The organism is Streptosporangium longisporum, assembly GCF_039534895.1.
Classification (GTDB): domain Bacteria; phylum Actinomycetota; class Actinomycetes; order Streptosporangiales; family Streptosporangiaceae; genus Streptosporangium; species Streptosporangium longisporum.
This window is the reverse complement of the sequence record NZ_BAAAWD010000006.1, coordinates 528,417-544,611: the sequence shown is the minus strand read 5'-3', so window position 1 is coordinate 544,611 and position 16,195 is coordinate 528,417. Positions and strand designations below refer to the sequence as shown.

Here is a 16,195-nt window from a genome sequence, read left to right as displayed (position 1 = left end):
TCGGCGACCAGGCCCGCGTCGAGCTGCTCGGTCACGGCGTCCGCACCTGCCCTTCGGTCTCCTGCCGGGCCGCCCCGGGCCCCGGCGTGGCGGACGGGCCGGCCGTCTCCCGCTCCCCGTCCGGCCGTGACATCTCCCGGGCGCCGCGCCGTACCGCCCGGACGATGTTGGTGTAGCCCGTGCACCGGCACAGGTTGCCCTCCAGACCCGCGCGGACGGCCTCCTCCGACGGGTCGGGGTCGTCCCTGAGCAGGTCGATCGCGGCCATGATCATGCCCGGGGTGCAGTACCCGCACTGCAGGGCGTGCTCCTCGTGGAAGGCGCGCTGCATGGGGTGCCACTCGGTGCCCTCCGCGAGGCCCTCGACGGTGACGACGTCGCTCCCGTCGGCCTGTACGGCCAGCACGGAGCAGCTCTTCACGCTCACCCCGTCGAGCAGCACGGTGCAGGCGCCGCAGTTGCTGGTGTCGCAGCCGACGGGCGTACCGGTCCTGCCCAGCCGGTCTCTCAGCAGGTGGACGAGGAGGAGACGCGGTTCGACCTCCTCGTCGTAGCGGACCCCGTCGACGGTGAGGGATGTTCGAGGCATACGTCCTCCCGGTGCACCCGGTGGGCATGGAGCTGTGAAAGCCGACAAAAGTGAACGTACGCCCCTGCTGTTGTCGGTCAACCCCTCCGCGCCACGCCACGCCGGTGCCGGGCCCCTCTACCGGCATCGGGCCCCTCTACCGGTACCGGGCCCGTCGGCCGGCACCGGCGGGCTCCTCGGCCGGTATCGGACCCCTCGGCCGGCAGCGGGCTCTCCCGGTCAGCGCCGGATCACCCTGGCCAGGATGGCGACCAGGCCCGCCAGGCCGAGGCCGCCGACCAGGATCGTGAACATGATCAGCGGTTCGACGGACGGCCGGCTCACGAACACGACCCCGGCCGAGACGAACAGCATGCCGCTGAGCAGCGCCATCCAGTCCGTACGGTGCACGCGCCGGCGCTCGCGGGGCTCTCGGGACCCGGGACGTGCGGCATCATGCGGCACGGCGCACCTCCACGTCCCCGATGCCCGCCTTGATGTTCAGCACGATGGTCGCCACGTCCTCCTCCGGGTCCACCTCCGGCTCCAGGACCCTGCTGTGCCGGATGTCGGCACCGCCCTCCACGGTGTGGTCGATCTTGACGTCGCCGAACCTGGTGTAGCCGTTCACCTCGGCCCTGACCGTCGCCGGCAGGACCACGCTGATCTCCCCGACCGTGACCGACGCGTCCAGGACGGTCCGCGAGCCCGGTGGCAGCACCAGCTCGCTCAGGTCCAGGGTGCCCTCGCCCACGCCCACCTCGTAGCCGCGGGCCACCTCCGACAGGGCGACGGGCTCCCAGCGGTAGTTGCCGAACTTCTTGGGCATGCCGGCGAGCAGGGACCCGCCGACCAGGGCGATCGACAGCACGGTGCCGATCACGACCAGCCCGGCTCCGCGGCCGACCCAGGCGGCGACCAGCAGGCCGGCGCCGATGACGGCGAGCGCGGCGCCTCCGGCGACGGTCATGTCGACCGATCCCGAGGTGGACTGGATCGCCACGGTGATCCCTCCAACGATCATGGCCAGGATGATGGTGACGACCCCCACGAACGACCTGGGCCGCCGGGGCACGGGCGGTGCCTGGGCCACCTGGCCGTACCCGGACAGGTCGTAGGGGTCGTGCAGCTGTGCCCGCCTGCGGGGGTCGAGGGGCTGGTAGGGCCCGTACGGCGAGAAGGGCTCGCCCGAGGAGTCGAACGACGAGCCCGCGGTGCGGTACGGGGCCGACGCGGTGCGGTAGGGGGCCGAGGGGAACCCCCCGGACGGCCCGGCGGGACCCGGGGCGTACCCGCCCGGGGAGCCGGGGGCGGGCGGCTCCGAGGCCGGCTCACCACCCGGCCCGGCGACGGCGCGGGCCGGGGGGTGAGCGGCGTTCCCGGAGGCGTGCGCCGGACCGGGAGCGTGGGCGGAGCCGGGGGCGTCCGCGAAGCCGGGAGTGTCCACGGGGCCGGGAGTGTCCATGAAGCCGGGGGTGCTCGCGAAGCCGGGAGTGTCAGGGCCGGGAGTGGGGCCGGGGACGCGCGACGGACCCGGGGTGTCCGCGGGGCCGGGGGCGTCCACGGGCGAGGTGACGGACTCCGCGGCATGGGCGGAGGTGAACGCGGAGGTCCGCGCGGCGTTCCCGGGGACGGTCCCGGGGACGGTCCCGGTGTCCCGGACGTCCCCGCCGCCCCCGGCGTTCCCGGTGTCCCTGGCGTTCCCGGGCACCGGCGGTCCCGCGTGCCCGCCGGCCCAGGCTGCGCGGGCGGCGTGGTCGTGCTCCCCGACCGGCCGGGGGCCGTCGGAGGCTCCCTGCCAGGAGTCGCCGGGACGCGTCCTCCCGCGGCGGCGCAGGCGGTCGGGCAGCGACCGGGCCACGGCCAGCAGGTCGACCCCCCGGGCGTGGGCGGCGAGCAGGGCGATGGCGAAGACGGTGCCGACCACGATCGTCCCGGTGCCGATGCCGTCCGAGGAGACGTTGATCGCCAGGCCGAGGACGAAGACGCCGGTCAGCAGGGTCAGGACCGTCTCGCCGTCGAAGTCGCGCCGGGTCCACTGCTCCAGGTGGCCGGGGCCGCCGTCGGTCTCGCGCATCAGCAGGAAGGCCGCGATGTAGAGGATGATGCCGATCCCCGAGCCGAGGACCAGCACCGCGAAGCCGACGCGGAACAGCACCGGGTCGATTCCGGCGTACCGCCCCAGGCCGGCGCAGACGCCGGTGAGCATGCGCCCCTGATCGCTGCGCCCCAGGTTCCGCTCCCCCTCGGGGAGGGCGGACTCGGAGCCGGGCACGCCGCTCCTGTGCTCCTGGGCCCGGCCGGTGTCTTTCATGCTCTCATCGTGGCCTTTCCGGCTCCCCGCCGCATCCGGGAGACCCCTGAGTGACCCCGGAGAGCAGGTCCTTCCCTCAGGGTCGCTTCAGGGGAACGCCTGATGCGGTGGCACGCTGGTTCGTGTGACGATGCTGACGATATGGCTGACCGACAGACACTTCTCGACACGGCGCCCGTGACGTCCAAGGACGCGCCCCTTCCCCGCCTCGTGAGGCCGGTGCAGGGGCGGCTGGTGGCCGGGGTGGCCCAGGGGGCCGCCGCCCAGCTCCGGCTCGACCCGGTCGTGCTGCGGCTGGCCTTCGTGCTGCTCACCGTGGTGGACGGCTTCGGTGCCGTGGCCTACGCCGCCCTGTGGATGTTCACCTCGCGCGAACCCCACGAGGGCAGGGAGCCCGCCAGGGACTGGAGCCAGATCGCCGCGTACGGCGCGATCGGGCTGGCGCTCGTCGCGCTGAGCTGGCTCACCGGGACCTCGGGGGCCGGGCTCGGCGCCTGGCCGCTCGCCGTGGGCGGCATCGGCTCGCTGATCCTGTGGCAGCAGGCCGACCCCGACCGGCGGCAGCGCTGGATGAGCCACACGGTGGGGCAGGTCCGCCAGAACCGGGTCCGCACCTTCCTCGGGCTGGTGCTCGTGGTGGTCGGCGCGATCGGCTTCCTGGTGGCCAACGACGAGCTCGGCAAGGCGCGTCCCGGCATCGTGTTCACGCTGGTGGTGGTGGGCGGCGTCGCGCTGATCGCGACCCCCTGGCTGGCCGCCCTGTGGAAGGAGCTGCAGCGCGAGCGCCGCGAGCGCATCCGGCAGGAGGAGCGCGCCGAGGTCGCCGCGCACGTGCACGACTCGGTGCTGCACACGCTGACGTTGATCCAGCGCAGGGCCCAGGACCCCCGCGAGGTGATGCGGCTGGCCCGCGCCCAGGAGCGGGAGCTGCGCAACTGGCTGTACCAGCCCCAGCAGGACGCCGACGCCTCGGTGGCGGCGGCCGTGCGGCGGGTCGCGGCCGAGGAGGAGGACGCCCACGGAGTGCCGATCGAGGTCGTCTGCGTCGGCGACGGCCCGCTGACCCCCGAGCTGTCCGCGATGATGCAGGCCGCCAGGCAGGCCATGGTGAACGCCGCCAAGTACTCCGGGGCCGAGGTCGTCTCCGTCTACGCCGAGACGGAGCCGGACGAGGTCACCGTCTTCGTCAGGGACCGCGGGGCCGGGTTCGACATGGACGAGGTACCCGAGGATCGTATGGGTATCCGCCAGTCGATCATCGGCAGGATGGAACGCCACGGGGGCAGCGCCCGGGTGCGTACCGAACCCGGCGAGGGTACGGAAGTGATGCTGACCATGAAACTGGAGAAGGCGTGAACGAGCGGCGAGTCATGACACGGCTGCGGGGGACGCGATGAGCACGGTGAAGGTACTGATCGTCGACGACCACCGGCTGTTCCGCTCCGGCGTCCGCGCCGAGCTGGGCGACTCCATCGAGGTGATCGGCGAGGCCGAGGACGTGGAGTCCGCGGTCAAGGCGATCGCCGAGCTCGGCCCGGACGTGGTCCTGCTCGACGTGCACATGCCCGGGGGCGGCGGGCAGGAGGTGCTGCGCAAGGTCCTGGGCTCCGGCTCCACGGTCCGTTTCCTCGCCCTGTCGGTCTCCGACGCGGCCGAGGACGTCATCGGCGTGATCCGCGGCGGCGCCCGGGGGTACGTGACCAAGAACATCAGCGGGCGCGAGCTCACCGACGCCATCCGCCGGGTGGCCGAGGGGGACGCGGTCTTCTCGCCCAGGCTGGCCGGGTTCGTGCTGGACGCGTTCTCCTCCAGCGAGGCCCCGCCGATCGACCCCGAGCTCGACTCGCTGACCCAGCGCGAACGCGAGGTGCTGCGCCTGATCGCCCGGGGGTACGCCTACAAGGAGATCGCCAAGGAGCTCTTCATCTCGGTCAAGACCGTGGAGACCCACGTCTCGTCCGTGCTGCGCAAGCTCCAGCTCTCCAACCGCCACGAGCTGTCCCGCTGGGCCACGGCGCGGCGCCTGGTCTGACCCGGGCCGGGTGCCCGGGAGGACCACGGGGGACGCCCCGGCCGACCCCACGCCTTCCGGGAACGCGGGACCGGCCCCGGTTTCTACTCCGGCCTCGGCCGCGGCTCCGGCTTCGGCTCCGGGGGGACCGCCCGGGGGCCGTGCCGGATTCTTGCCCTCGAATCGGCCGCGATCTCCTGTACGAGCAGTGCCTTATGTGCGACTCTGCGAAGTATGGGACGTGATGTACCAGCGATGGTGTTCAGCCGCGAGGACAGGCGGCGCTACCGGGACAAGGTGCGCCGGTGCCTCGACGTCTTCGCGCAGATGCTCCGCGAGTCCAGGTTCGAGTTCGACAAGCCCAAGGCGGGGCTGGAGATCGAACTCAACCTGGTGGACGACCGCGGCGAGGCCACCATGCGCAACACCGAGGTGCTCCGGGCCATCGCGGAGCCCGACTGGGCCACCGAGCTGGGCCAGTTCAACGTGGAGATCAACGTGCTGCCCGAGTCCCTGGAGGGCGACGGGGCGGCCCGGCTGGAACAGGTGATCAGGGATCGCCTCAACCACGCCGAGGAGCGGGCCAACACCGTCGGCGGGCACATGGTCATGGTCGGCATCCTGCCCACCCTGCGCGAGCGGGACGTCCACGAGGGCACGCTCTCGGCCAACCCCCGCTACAAGCTGCTCAACGAGCAGATCTTCGCCGCCAGGGGCGAGGACCTGCACCTGTCGATCGAGGGCGACGAGTTCCTGGAGACCTACGCCGACAGCATCACCCCCGAGGCGGCCTGCACCAGCCTCCAGCTGCACCTCCAGGTCAGCCCCGAGGCGTTCGCCGCCAACTGGAACGCCGCACAGGCGATCGCGGGACCCCAGGTGGCGATGGCGGCCAACTCCCCGTTCCTGTTCGGCCGCAGGCTCTGGCAGGAGACCCGGATCCCGCTGTTCGAGCAGGCCACCGACACCCGGCCGGTGGAGCTGAAGGCCCAGGGCGTACGGCCCAGGGTGTGGTTCGGCGAGCGGTGGATCACCTCGGTCTTCGACCTGTTCGAGGAGAACGCCCGCTACTTCCCCGCGCTGCTGCCGCTCTGCGACGAGGAGGACCCGCGCGAGGAACTGGCCCGGGGGAACGTTCCCTCGCTCGGCGAGCTGACCCTGCACAACGGCACCGTCTACCGGTGGAACCGGCCGGTCTACGCGGTCGTGGACGGCACCCCGCACCTGCGGGTGGAGAACCGGGTGCTGCCGGCCGGCCCCTCGGTGGCGGACGTCGCCGCCAACGCCGCGTTCTACTACGGGCTCATGCGCGTCCTGCCGTACGCCGAACGCCCGATCTGGACGCGCATGTCGTTCGCCGCGGCCGAGGACAACCTGCATGCCGCCGCCCGGCACGGCCTGGACGCCCGGCTCTACTGGCCCGGCCTCGGCGAGGTGACCGCCTCCGAGCTGATCCTGCGCCGCCTGCTGCCGCTCGCCTACGAGGGGCTCGACCTGTGGGGCGTGAACCCCGAGGCCAGGGACCGGTTGCTGGGGATCGTCGAGCAGCGCTGCCTGACCGGCACGACCGGGGCGAGCTGGCAGATCGCGGCCGTGAACGGGTTCGGCGACATCGACAGGCACGAGGCGCTGCGCCGGATGACGCTGCGCTACATCGAGTACATGCACACCAACGAACCCGTCCACACCTGGCCGTCCCCCTGAGACGCCGTGCCCTTGGACCACCGTGCCTCCGGAAGGCCGTGCCCCCGGAGCGCCGTACCCCGGGGACGCCGTACTTCTGAGACGCACCGTGCCCGACAGAGGCCGTACCTGGGAGACGCCGCGGGGGCGGGGGGTCCCCTTCGCGCGGGGAGACGGCTTCGGTCACGATGGGGGTATGAGAAGAGCGCTCCTCCTTGTTCTGGTGCTCGTGACGGCGGCCCTCACCGCCTGCGGGGTCGTCGTCGGGGGCGGGAGCGGACAGGGTGATCCGGTCGAGGGCGGCGGGGGCGACGGGGGCATGGCCACGGCCGAGGCGCGAGGCCAGACGTTCACCTCGGACGTCGAGCTGGCCAGGGAGCTCACCGAGGCCTACTGGAAGCAGACGTTCGCCGCGTCCGGCCTGACCTACCGGCCGGTCACCGACTTCATCGCCTACCAGGGGGACAACGGCCCCGCCTGCGGCGACCAGCAGGCCGTGCCGAACAACGCCTTCTACTGCCCGGCCGGGCACTTCATCGCCTATGACGAGAACTGGATGCGCGAGCTCTACCGTCAGATGGGCGACGGCTCGGTGTACGTGATCATCCCGCACGAGTTCGGGCACGCCGTGCAGATCCAGCTGAACACCGCCTTCCGGCTCAACGTCGAGCGGGAGCTCCAGGCCGACTGCTTCGCCGGGGGGACGCTGGGGGCCCTGGTCAAGGGCGGTTCGCTGCAGACCGAGCCCGGGGACGAGGACGAGCTCCTGGTCAACCTGGCCGCCGCGGGCGACCCCACCGACGACTGGCTGCGCCCGGACGCCCACGGCACGGCCCAGCAGCGCCAGACGATGTTCGCCAAGGGCTACGACCGGGGGACCTCCGCCTGCTGAGACACCTCGTGGTGGGTGCCCGGCCGTTCCCCGAAGACCGATGTCCCGGCGTCACGCCCCGCCTGAGACCTGTCCGACAGATGATCTCGGTGGATGCGGCCGGGTGGTCGTTCACGGGCCGACGATGCCCGGCGACGGACCGAGCCCCTGCCGCCCGCGGCCGATGACCGGTGAGGCGTTCTTGTACTCTGATCGAAACTTCCTGATTCCGGGGGCACGATCCGGAGGACAGGCAGGCTCGCATTGACGGATCTGGTCTTCGACAGCGGCGCTCTTCCCGTATCCGAGCGGCTTCCCATCTGGCGTGAGCTGGCCGCCTCGGCGTTGCTCCCGGCCACGATCGAGTCCGAGCACCGAGAGGATTTTCATGCGTCGATGCGGCTGCGGGCGCATGGGCCGGTGCAGGTCAGTACGGTCACCTGTTCGGCCCTGACCTCCACACGATCCTCGAGTCTGATCCGCCGCGGTGACCCCGACATGTACTTTCTCGCACTGGTGCGACGAGGAACCCTGGGGCTGACCTACGCCGACAGGGAGGTGGGCCTGAGCGCGGGAGACCTCGTCATGTACGACTCCTCGACCCCTTTCAGCGCCCACATGATCACCCCTACGCTCTGGGCCCGGAAGGTCCTGGTCGCGATCCCGAAAACGCTCCTTCCGCTTCCGCCGAACAAGATCGGGCCGCTCCTGGGGAGCAACATCGGCGACAGCGACGGTCTCGGTGACATCCTCCGCCGTTCGATAGCTCACGCGGCTCTTCCGTCGACCGCCGGGACGGAGGGCGGGATCAGGCTCAGCGGTGCGCTGCTCGACCTGCTCTCCGTCCTTCTGGATCACCTGGCGGGCGATGTGCCGATGCCCCCCGAGACACGTCACCACGGGTTGCTCCTGCAGGTGCGGGCGTTCGTCCTCCGCAACCTCGGCGACCCGGGTCTGACACCGCAGACGATCGCGGAGGCGCACGGCATCTCCCGTCGCCAGCTGAACCGGCTTTTCCAGGATCAGGATCTGCCCGTGGCCGCCTGGGTACGACAGCGCCGCCTGGCCCGGTGTCACCGCGACCTGGCCGACCCGAACCTGCGATCAGAGGCCGTACACGTCATCGCATGCCGCTGGGGGTTCGCCGACGCCCCCTCCTTCACCCGCGCGTTCCGTGCCCGCTACGGCATGACACCGACCGAGCACCGGCATGCCGCACTCCGTTCCGCCGGGCCCGCAAGAACAACGAACCCGGCCTGAGGAATCAACGACTTTCTTCTCGTACCACCTCAGAATCGGGGTCGTACCAGAACACCGTTCGCATCTCCGGCTCATCGGAACGAACACCTCCGCGGGCGGATCACTCGTAACGGCGCCGACCGGCTCCGTACCGCCCGACGACGCACCGTCGACGGGCCCGCCATCCGGAAAGGGCGGTGCGGGCGAACGCCCGGCCGCCGTGTTCGCCGTGTTCGCCGGGCGATTCCCCTCGCTCCGGCACCGACACACCCGCTTCGTGATCCCGAACCCAGGAGGCATGGAATGCTCCACCGCACGATTCGCAACGCGGCACTCGTATGCGGCGTCGCGCTGCTGCTCGCCCCCATCGGCGCCACGACCGCCAACGCCGACACGATCGTCACCTATTCGGGGGTGGGTGTCGGTGGCTGCACGATCTACCTGCAATATCGCACCTCCGACGGCTACGTACGGCTCAAGACCGTGAACGACAACGAGGAGGTCGCGGCGGGCTGCACCAGCGAGCTGTACCGCAAGCGCTACAACGACGACGGCAGCGTCCGCTACGACTGGACGGCTCTCGGTGCCGAAAGGGTCGTCGGCCGATTCACCACCGCGTACACGGGATGGCACTGGAACGGGACGAACGCCGGAACGAAGGGTTTCGTCGAGAGCCACGCCGGTGACGCGTCCGGGTGGACCCTGGCCAAGTGGTAGGCGCTCGCCGCATGACCGGCACCCGCCCGGCCGATCCGTCGAGACCACCGTGGTGACCGGACGTCACGCACCAGAACAGGAAGTCACGCACCAGAACAGGAAAAGGAGAAGAACATGAACGCCAGAGGAGAGGTGCGGCGAGTGTCGGCCGTCACGACGGCGATCCTCGTCGCCACGCTGGGCCTGGCCGGTCCGGCCCAGGCGGACCCGGACCCGGCGACCGCCGGAATCACCCAGGCCGATCCCGGCCCGTCGAGCGTCGACTCCGCCTTCGACGCCGGCTCGTCGGGCGAGGCCGGTGTCCAGGCCGCGGAGTACATCCCCGGCAAGGATGTCGAGGTGGGGAACTGCAAGGGATGGCTGAACCGCAGGACCACCGACGGTTACGTGCAGGCGCTGGCCCAGTCCTGGGGCAACGAGTGCTACATGATCCTGGAGCGCAAGCGCCTGGGCGCGGGTGGCTATGACTGGACACCGGTCTCGGACACCCGCCTGGTCGGCATCGGCTACGTCACCAAGACCGGCTGGCACTGGAACGGCACGGACGCCGGCTCACGGGTGTGCGTCGTTAACGCCACCCTCGGCGGCACCGTCAAGTGCGGCGCAGGCGCGTGGTGACCAGCCGGTCCACGGGCCCCGCCGGACCTTCCCGATGACGAGCGGACACGCCGACCGCGGGGGCGCGGCGTGCCGCAGAAGTGATCGACGACGCGGCGGATGCATGCGGATCCTCCGGGAGGAGTGACCCTTGCCGGCCACCGGCCGGTCCGGCCGGGTGCGGAGGGGCGGGCCCGGGCGATGGTGGAGCCGATGCCGAGGAGGGACTCGATCCGCTGCCGGGCCTCGTCGGTCGGCCCACCTCGTCGCACCATGAGGAATCATCCGACCGCATCACCGAGATCGTTCATCGGACACGCCTTGGTCTGAGGGCCGGCGCGTCGACAAGGGGGTGATGTCATGCGGAAGACGGTCCGGGAGATCGACCGGGCCGTGCGGGGCGCCTGCCGTACGAGTGACCCCGAGCTGTTCTTCCCGCCGGCGGAGTCGGCCCGGCACGAGGCGTGGGCGAAGGCGGTCTGCGAGCGGTGCCCGGTGCTCCAGGAGTGCCGGGCCTACGCGGTGCGGGCGGCCGAACCGGAGGGGATCTGGGGCGGCCTGACCGTGAGGGAACGCCGCGGGCTGCGCTTTTCCGACGACCGGCGCCGGGCCGCCGCGAGCTGAACATCGCTCGCGTAGCCTCGAATCGGATCCGAGAGGCGCGGGCGGGCCGTAAGGCGTCCCGGGTCGACGGCTCCCGGCGCGTCCCGGCACGCGGGACGCGGGACGACGTCCCGAGGAGTCTGATCATGGAACACGACCCGGCACGGAACGGACCGTGGCAGGCCGCCGATGTGGCGCGGACCGGATTCCCGCCCGCCGGCCCGGCACGGGGTCACCCCGAAGTCGCCGCCAGGGCGCGGGGGAACCGTGGGGTCGCCGGTCCGGCGCGGGGCCGCTCGGGAGCCGCCGTCCAGGCCGGGGCGGTGGCCGTGCTGGTGGCGGCCAACGTGCTCAACAACCGGCTGGCCCCCAGGCTGGCACCGCTGACCTCGGCCACGGCCGTCGGCGCGCTGCTCGTGATGGCCCGCCGTTCCGGGATCTCCTGGGCCGAGATGGGGTTCCACGAGCGAGCGCGCGGCCTGAGGATCGGCGGGGCGCTCGCCTCCGCGGTGGCCGGCTCCTACGCCGTGGGCATCGCGATCCCGGCCACCCGCCGTTTCTTCCGCGACGAGCGGGCCCTGTCGCTCTCCCGTGCCCGCGCGCTGGAGGAGGCCCTGCTCCAGGTGCCGATCGGCACGGTCCTGCTGGAGGAGGTGGGCTTCCGCGGGGTGATGCACGCCCTCGTCGCCCGCTCCCACGGCCACGGTACGGCGACCGCGGTCTCCTCGGCCCTGTTCGGCCTCTGGCACGTCCTGCCCGCCATCGACATGATGGCCGCCAACCCCGCCCTGAGCGGCCTGGCCTCCGGCACCCCCGACGAGGCCGCCGCGTCCGGGCCCCTCTCAGCGTCCGTCTCCGGGACCGTCTCCGGGACCGTCCCCGGGTCGGTCTCCGGGGGCGTCTCCGGGCCGGTCCCGGTGGGGACGGCTTCCGGGAGCGCGACGGCGCCCGCCTCCCCGGGGACGACCTCCGCCGGGCCCGTCGCCGGGCAGGCGTCCGTCCGGCAGGTGGCGCGCGTCGTGGCCGGTTCGGTGGTCGCGACCGGGCTCGCCGGGGTGCTCTTCACCGAGCTGCGCAGGAGGGGTGGTCTGGCCGCGCCCGCGATGCTCCACGTGGCGACCAACTCCCTGGGCTACCTCTTCGCCCGCCTGGCCCCGCCGGAGGCGGACCCCGCCTCGTAGCGGGCTCCTGCCGCAGGCGGCCCCCTGCGCACACGAGGGGACCCGACCTGCGCGGGAGAGGACCCAGGCGGTGGAGGCGCGCTGAAAGGAGAGGAGCGGGCGATGGAGACCCTCTGGAAGGAAAGGATCAGGCGGTGGAGACGCGCTGGAAGGACTCGATGTAGCGGCCCTCGCCGAACCCCGCCTCGACGGCGATCCGGGAGAAGTGGCCCCGCAGGGACGCCTCGAAGTCGTTCTGGTGCCCGACCTGGCTGACGTGCGAGCGCAGCGCGGCGAGCTTGCGGTCGAAGGTGCCGGTGACGTCCACGTGGTGGTCGGGCGCCGGGCCGCCGTTCAGCCAGACCTCGCGGACGGTCCACGCCTGAAGCCCCTCGTCGCGCAGCAGCTCGGGGAAGGCGTAGGGGTTGCGCGCGTCGGGGTAGACGGCGTCCAGCGTGCAGCCGCCGACCGCGCGGTGGTCGGGATGGCTGGGGGCGATGAACCGGTGGTTGCGTTCCGGGCTGTGGGTGATCACCAGGTCCGGCCTGACCTGGCGGATGACCCGGGTGATGTCGCGCCGCAGGTCCAGGCTCTGCACCACGGTCCCGTCGCGGTAGCCGAGGAAGCGGAGATCGGTCACGCCGACCACCTTGGCGGCGTCCGTCTGCTCGGTCCGGCGCAGCTCGGCCATGCCGCCGTTGTCCAGCTCGCGGTCGAAACCGCCCGCGTCACCGTCGGTGACCACGCAGTACGTCACCTCGACGCCCCGGTCGGTGAACTGCGCGATCGCGCCCGCGGCGGCGAAGTCGACGTCGTCCGGGTGCGCGGTGACCACCAGCACGCGGTCGATCTGGTCCTCGGACACGATGGGAACGCCTTTCCGTCGCTTTCGCGTACCACTCGATCAGCACAACCGCCGGGGAGTCCGTCCGCATTCCTTGCGGTCGGCGGACCCGGTTGTCGGCCGGTCGCTCTAACCTAGGTGGCGTGTCGATCCCAGCCTCTTCCCTGACCCACCCGTTGCTCGACGGGCTCAATCCCCAGCAGCGCGAGGCCGTCGTGCACCACGGCAGCCCCCTGCTCATCGTCGCGGGCGCGGGGTCGGGCAAGACCCGGGTGCTGACCCACCGCATCGCCTACCTGCTGGGCGAGCGCGGCGTGCACCCGCAGGAGATCCTGGCGATCACCTTCACCAACAAGGCCGCGCGGGAGATGAAGGACCGGGTCGACCGGCTCATCGGCCCGCGCTCGGCGGCGATGTGGGTGATGACCTTCCACAGCGCCTGCGTGCGGATCCTGCGCCGCGAGGCCAAGCGCCTGGGCTTCCCCAGTGGCTTCTCCATCTACGACCAGGCCGACTCCCAGCGCCTGATGGCGATGGTCTGCCGGGAGATGGACCTCGACCCCAAGCGCTACCCGCCCAGGTCGTTCTCCGCCCAGGTGAGCAACTTCAAGAACGAGCTGATCGACTACGAGACGGCGTCCGGGCAGGCGTCCACCCACCTGGAGCGCAAGCTCGCCGAGGCGTACCGGAACTACCAGCAGCGGCTCACCGAGGCCGGGGCGATGGACTTCGACGACCTCATCATGCTGACCGTGACGCTGTTCCAGATCTTCCCCGACGTGGCCGAGCACTACCGGCGCCGCTGGCGTCACATCATGGTCGACGAGTACCAGGACACCAACCACGCGCAGTACACGCTGATCCGCGAGCTCACCGGCCGGGCCGAGCCGCTCACCGCGGACGGGGAGCCGGTCAGGGAGGGCGGCGGCGACCTGCCCCCGGCCGAGCTGTGCGTGGTGGGCGACGCCGACCAGTCGATCTACGCCTTCCGGGGCGCGACGATCCGCAACATCCTGGAGTTCGAGCGCGACTACCCCGAGGCCAGGACGATCCTGCTGGAGCAGAACTACCGCTCCACCCAGACGATCCTGTCCGCGGCCAACGCGGTGATCTCGCGCAACCAGAGCCGCAAGCCCAAGAACCTCTGGTCCGACCAGGGCGCCGGGCCGAAGATCATCGGGTACGTGGCCGACAACGAGCACGACGAGGCCATGTTCGTCGCCCAGGAGGTCGACCGGCTCACCGACGAGGAGGACCTGGTGCCGGGCCAGGTCGCGGTGTTCTACCGGACCAACGCCGCCTCCCGGGTGTTCGAGGAGATCTTCATCCGGACCGGCCTGCCGTACAAGGTCGTGGGCGGGGTGCGCTTCTACGAGCGCAAGGAGGTCCGCGACCTGCTGGCCTACCTGCGGTTCCTGTCCAACCCGAACGACGTGGTCTCGCTGCGCCGCATCCTCAACGTGCCCAAGCGCGGCATCGGCGAGCGCGCCGAGGCGATGGTCGAGGCGTTCGCGACCAGGGAACGCATCCCCTACTGGGAGGGGCTGCGCCGGGCGGACGAGGCGCCGGGCATGGCCACCCGCTCGCTCAAGGCGATCAAGGACTTCGTCGCGCTGATGGACGAGCTCATGGTGAAGGCCGACGCGCTGTCGCCCTCGGAGCTGGCCCAGGAGGTGCTGGTGAGCACCGGCTACCGCCTGGAGCTCACCGCCTCCACCGACCCGCAGGACGAGAGCCGCCTGGAGAACCTGGACGAGATGATCTCGGTCGCCTCGGAGTTCGAGGAGGCCAACCCCGAGGGCACGCTGGTGGAGTTCCTGGAGCAGGTCTCCCTGGTGGCCGATGCCGACCAGATCCCGGCGGCCGACGGGGGCCAGGGGGTGGTGACGCTGATGACGCTGCACACCGCCAAGGGCCTGGAGTTCCCGGTGGTGTTCCTCACCGGCATGGAGGACGGCGTCTTCCCGCACACCCGCTCGCTCGGCGAGCCCAAGGAGCTGGAGGAGGAGCGCCGCCTGGCCTACGTCGGCATCACCCGGGCCGAGCGGCGCCTCTACCTCTCCCGGGCGGCCGTCCGCAGCTCCTGGGGCTCGCCCGCGTTCAACCCGGCCTCCCGTTTCGTCTCGGAGATCCCGGCCGAGCTGGTCGACTGGCGCAGCGACCCGGAGAAGAACGCCTGGGGCGCCGCCACCCGCCGCGAGTCCCGGCCCGCCCCGGCCCGCAGGCCCGGCGGCAGGACGATCCCGAACCTCACCCCGGGGGACCGGGTCACCCACGACGCGTTCGGCCTGGGCACGGTCGTGTCCGTGGACGGCGTCGCCGAGAAGACCAAGGTAAAGATCGACTTCGGTGGTGGCGGGGAGAAGACCCTGCTGCTGGCGTACGCGCCGCTGGAGAAGCTCTGAGTCCTGCCGCGAGCGAGGCCGGGGAGCGGGGCCATCCGGGTCGCCCCGGATCCGCCCCGGGTCGCTCCGGGGGCGGCCGGGAGGCGGATCACAACGGGGGCGTCCGGGAAGCGGGTCCCGTCCCCGGGCGTCCGGGGAGCGACCGGTGCCGCTCCCCGGAACCGTGGCGCGGGCCGGACCGACCCGGTCAGTTCTCGAAGAACCCCCGGACCGGGTCCTGGGCCCCCCGGGCATCGTCGGCGCCGACGGTGAGCTCGTCGAATTCGGCCACCTGGTCGGCGGGCGGCGCCTTGATCGTGACCTTGGTGCCCCAGCCGGTGTAGCGGGTGTCGTTGACGTAGGTCAGCTCGGTGCTGTTCAGGCCCCGGGTCGACTCCGTGTACGACGACACGACCCGGCGGACCAGCAGGTCGGAGCCGAGGTAGATCTTCCAGCTCACCGGGAGGGTGGCGGACCTGCCGGTGGGCTTCGTGCCGAGCATCGCCCGCACCGAGGGGGATACCCCGAAGAGCTCGCCCAGCGTGATCGTGCCCGAGTGGACCGTGGTCCGGGTGCCGTCCCAGGTGCCTCCCGGACGCCTGGCGGCGGTGCGGGCCAGGGTCGCCCGCAGCGTGCCCGGCTCGACGGTGCTGATGATCTGCTGGACGGCGCTGACCAGGGAACCGGTGTCGCCGGGCGTGCGCAGCCACTTCTTGCCCTCGGGCATCGAGTCGGCGTAGATGCCGCCCGAGGTGTACGCGGTGCCCTTCACCGAGATGGTCCGCGAGGGGGCGAACACGCCCGCGAGCCCGTCCTCGCCCTTGGTGGGAACGGTGAACCGGGTGGTCAGGTCCGAGGCGACCAGGCCCTTTCCGCCGAACTCCAGCACACCGGATCGCCGGGTGAAGATCGTCCGGTACTTCTTCCCCTCACCGATGATCTTCGTGTTCTCGGCGAGCCTCACGCCCCGGTGGGCCTTGAACCGGCGGGTGAGCGCCGAGACCGGGTCGGCCGCCGAGACCCGCCGATCGGCCGCCGGGGTCAGGGAGGCCGGTCCGCTGGCGGCTTCGGCCGGAGCGGGGAGGGCGGGCAGGGGAGCGATCAGGGCTGCCAGGGTGGCGCCGGTCAGGGCGGCGAGCGTTCGCCTCATCGAGGGGATCCTCCCGTAGGTGTCCGCGCGTCGTCGCGGAGGAGGAAAAGATTC

At 71.8% G+C, this 16,195-nt stretch carries 15 protein-coding genes; 10 read left to right on the top strand and 5 right to left on the bottom strand.

The annotated features are described in order from the left end of the window. Window positions 1–31: 31 nt before the first annotated feature. The 3 genes from ABD832_RS06430 to ABD832_RS06420 form a co-directional block, all read right to left on the bottom strand. Entirely contained in the window at window positions 32–589 is a 558-nt protein-coding gene (locus ABD832_RS06430) for a (2Fe-2S)-binding protein (protein ID WP_344889777.1), read from the bottom strand. Window positions 590–808: 219 nt separating this feature from the next. Then, complete coding sequence (locus ABD832_RS06425; protein ID WP_344889775.1) at window positions 809–979, bottom strand: hypothetical protein; 171 nt, start codon at window positions 977–979, stop codon at window positions 809–811. Between the two features lie 43 nt (window positions 980–1,022). Continuing rightward, complete coding sequence (locus ABD832_RS06420) at window positions 1,023–2,882, bottom strand: PspC domain-containing protein (protein ID WP_344889772.1); 1,860 nt, start codon at window positions 2,880–2,882, stop codon at window positions 1,023–1,025. A 141-nt stretch (window positions 2,883–3,023) separates the two neighbouring features. Here ABD832_RS06420 and ABD832_RS06415 point away from each other — a divergent pair, with 141 nt between their 5' ends. The 9 genes from ABD832_RS06415 to ABD832_RS06375 all read left to right on the top strand — a co-directional run bounded on the left by ABD832_RS06415 (window position 3,024) and on the right by ABD832_RS06375 (window position 11,784). Continuing rightward, window positions 3,024–4,238 (top strand): ATP-binding protein, encoded by a 1,215-nt coding sequence (locus ABD832_RS06415; RefSeq protein ID WP_344889770.1) that lies wholly within the window; start codon window positions 3,024–3,026, stop codon window positions 4,236–4,238. A 37-nt stretch (window positions 4,239–4,275) separates the two neighbouring features. Continuing rightward, entirely contained in the window at window positions 4,276–4,914 is a 639-nt protein-coding gene (locus tag ABD832_RS06410) for a response regulator (RefSeq protein WP_344889767.1), read from the top strand. A 234-nt stretch (window positions 4,915–5,148) separates the two neighbouring features. Next, the gene (locus ABD832_RS06405) at window positions 5,149–6,597 is read left to right on the top strand and encodes a glutamate-cysteine ligase family protein (protein WP_344889764.1); all 1,449 of its coding nucleotides are present in this window, start codon (window positions 5,149–5,151) and stop codon (window positions 6,595–6,597) included. A 22-nt stretch (window positions 6,598–6,619) separates the two neighbouring features. Next, complete coding sequence (locus tag ABD832_RS06400) at window positions 6,620–7,468, top strand: neutral zinc metallopeptidase (protein ID WP_344889762.1); 849 nt, start codon at window positions 6,620–6,622, stop codon at window positions 7,466–7,468. 243 nt (window positions 7,469–7,711) lie between these two features. Next, on the top strand, window positions 7,712–8,707 hold the full coding sequence (locus ABD832_RS06395) for a helix-turn-helix domain-containing protein (protein ID WP_344889759.1): 996 nt from the start codon (window positions 7,712–7,714) through the stop codon (window positions 8,705–8,707). A 282-nt stretch (window positions 8,708–8,989) separates the two neighbouring features. Then, window positions 8,990–9,403, top strand: coding sequence for a hypothetical protein (locus ABD832_RS06390; RefSeq protein WP_344889756.1), 414 nt, complete (start codon window positions 8,990–8,992; stop codon window positions 9,401–9,403). A 114-nt stretch (window positions 9,404–9,517) separates the two neighbouring features. Next, window positions 9,518–10,021, top strand: coding sequence for a hypothetical protein (locus ABD832_RS06385; RefSeq protein WP_344889755.1), 504 nt, complete (start codon window positions 9,518–9,520; stop codon window positions 10,019–10,021). 339 nt (window positions 10,022–10,360) lie between these two features. Beyond that, complete coding sequence (locus tag ABD832_RS06380; RefSeq protein WP_344889753.1) at window positions 10,361–10,624, top strand: WhiB family transcriptional regulator; 264 nt, start codon at window positions 10,361–10,363, stop codon at window positions 10,622–10,624. 125 nt (window positions 10,625–10,749) lie between these two features. Then, window positions 10,750–11,784 carry a CPBP family intramembrane glutamic endopeptidase gene (locus ABD832_RS06375; protein ID WP_344889750.1) on the top strand — a complete coding sequence of 345 codons (1,035 nt, stop codon included), beginning with the start codon at window positions 10,750–10,752 and terminating at the stop codon, window positions 11,782–11,784. A 127-nt stretch (window positions 11,785–11,911) separates the two neighbouring features. Here ABD832_RS06375 and ABD832_RS06370 read toward each other — a convergent pair whose 3' ends face one another. After that, on the bottom strand, window positions 11,912–12,631 hold the full coding sequence (locus ABD832_RS06370) for a PIG-L deacetylase family protein (protein ID WP_344893354.1): 720 nt from the start codon (window positions 12,629–12,631) through the stop codon (window positions 11,912–11,914). 119 nt (window positions 12,632–12,750) lie between these two features. Between ABD832_RS06370 and pcrA the strand changes: the two genes are divergently transcribed. Then, a complete protein-coding gene (gene pcrA / locus ABD832_RS06365; protein WP_413224096.1) occupies window positions 12,751–15,012 on the top strand; it encodes a DNA helicase PcrA in 2,262 nt (753 codons plus the stop codon). A 187-nt stretch (window positions 15,013–15,199) separates the two neighbouring features. Here the strand turns inward: pcrA and ABD832_RS06360 are convergent, their stop codons facing one another. Further along, window positions 15,200–16,141, bottom strand: a complete 942-nt coding sequence (locus ABD832_RS06360; RefSeq protein WP_344889748.1) for a hypothetical protein — start codon at window positions 16,139–16,141, stop codon at window positions 15,200–15,202. Window positions 16,142–16,195: the final 54 nt, after the last annotated feature.

Bases quoted from the DNA above. Each gene is read 5' to 3' on its own strand.
- ABD832_RS06430 (WP_344889777.1), bottom strand. From the start codon at position 589: ATGCCTCGAACATCCCTCACCGTCGACGGGGTCCGCTACGACGAGGAG.
- ABD832_RS06420 (WP_344889772.1), bottom strand. From the start codon at position 2,882: ATGAAAGACACCGGCCGGGCCCAGGAGCACAGGAGCGGCGTGCCCGGC.
- ABD832_RS06415 (WP_344889770.1), top strand. From the start codon at position 3,024: ATGGCTGACCGACAGACACTTCTCGACACGGCGCCCGTGACGTCCAAG.
- ABD832_RS06410 (WP_344889767.1), top strand. From the start codon at position 4,276: ATGAGCACGGTGAAGGTACTGATCGTCGACGACCACCGGCTGTTCCGC.
- ABD832_RS06405 (WP_344889764.1), top strand. From the start codon at position 5,149: ATGGTGTTCAGCCGCGAGGACAGGCGGCGCTACCGGGACAAGGTGCGC.
- ABD832_RS06390 (WP_344889756.1), top strand. From the start codon at position 8,990: ATGCTCCACCGCACGATTCGCAACGCGGCACTCGTATGCGGCGTCGCG.
- ABD832_RS06385 (WP_344889755.1), top strand. From the start codon at position 9,518: ATGAACGCCAGAGGAGAGGTGCGGCGAGTGTCGGCCGTCACGACGGCG.
- ABD832_RS06380 (WP_344889753.1), top strand. From the start codon at position 10,361: ATGCGGAAGACGGTCCGGGAGATCGACCGGGCCGTGCGGGGCGCCTGC.
- ABD832_RS06375 (WP_344889750.1), top strand. From the start codon at position 10,750: ATGGAACACGACCCGGCACGGAACGGACCGTGGCAGGCCGCCGATGTG.
- ABD832_RS06360 (WP_344889748.1), bottom strand. From the start codon at position 16,141: ATGAGGCGAACGCTCGCCGCCCTGACCGGCGCCACCCTGGCAGCCCTG.